This window comes from Phocaeicola sp. RTP21198st1_B8_RTP21198_201120 (assembly GCF_040929485.1).
GTDB classification, from domain to species: domain Bacteria; phylum Bacteroidota; class Bacteroidia; order Bacteroidales; family Bacteroidaceae; genus Phocaeicola; species Phocaeicola dorei.
Map to the genome: position 1 here is coordinate 1 of NZ_JBCOCI010000469.1, position 1154 is coordinate 1154.

2 protein-coding genes are annotated in these 1154 nt (G+C 39.9%); both read left to right on the forward strand.

Features of this window, described 5'->3' with window-relative positions:
• Window positions 1-202: hypothetical protein (locus tag AB5935_RS27355; protein ID WP_368328021.1), on the forward strand; the 202-nt coding region annotated here is incomplete at its 5' end.
• A 20-nt stretch (window positions 203-222) separates the two neighbouring features.
• On the forward strand, window positions 223-1154 hold a 932-nt coding region (locus AB5935_RS27360), incomplete at its 3' end, for a TonB-dependent receptor plug domain-containing protein (protein WP_368328022.1).

Below are 1154 nucleotides of genomic sequence, written 5' to 3' on the forward strand. Positions count from 1 at the left end.
TCCGTATATCGGTTCTACTACGTGGAAAACAGGTACTTATCGTAATGCCAATGATAATAATATAATTTATACAGATAATGGAGAAACCTTGTCCGTTCAATTGGATGGAACAAGTCGTGTATGTTCCGTGGTTCCGACTTATTACTATTTCCCGTTTGCGTATAATGATGGAGGTTTCCACTTAATAGACTCTGTTTTTTAATAAACTGAATATCTAAAATTATGAAACAATTTAAATTAATATGTGTATCAATGACCTTGCTTCTATGTTGTGTAGGGGAGGTCGTAGCTCAGGCACAGAAAGTAATGTCGGGTACGGTCACAGAGTTGATAGGAAAGACGGCTGATCCGTTAGTTGGAGTTAATGTGAATATTGTCAATGCACAAAACCGTTCCCTGGGTGGATCTATTACTAATCTGAACGGTCAATATAACGTGAAGATTCCGGAAGGGGAAAATAACTTGACCATTGTTTTCTCTTATATCGGGATGAAAACCCAAAGGGTTAAATACACAGGTCAGACCAACCTGAATATCCGCATGGAATCAGAGTCAAAAACTGTGGATGAGGTAGTTGTTTCAGCAAAACGTATAGAAAGAAATGATTTGGGTATTACCAATAAAGAGATGATTTCGGCTACTCAGAAGGTAAATATGGATGATCTGGTAGCGGCAGCTCCGATTGTCTCTGTTGAAGAAGCGTTGCAGGGGCAACTGGGAGGGGTAGATATTGTATTAGGAGGTGATCCGGGTACCCGTAGCTCTATTCGAATCCGTGGTACAGGAACCTTGAATGCGTCTGCCGATCCTCTGATTGTAATTGATGGTGTGCCTTATCCGACAGATATCAGTGATGATTTTGATTTTTCTACTGCTAACGAAGAAGATTTAGGTGCTCTTTTGAATATCTCTCCCAATGATATAGCGACAGTTGAAGTACTGAAAGATGCTTCTGCTACGGCTATTTGGGGAACACAGGGAGCAAATGGAGTTTTAGTGATTACCACCAAGAAGGGTACAGTAGGAAAAACTCGTTTTTCTTTCTCTTCCAAATGGACAACTAAGATAGAACCTAAGAATATTCCTATGTTGAATGGAGATGAGTATACAGCTTTAATGCAGGAAGGCATCTGGAATTCAGCTAAATATACCGG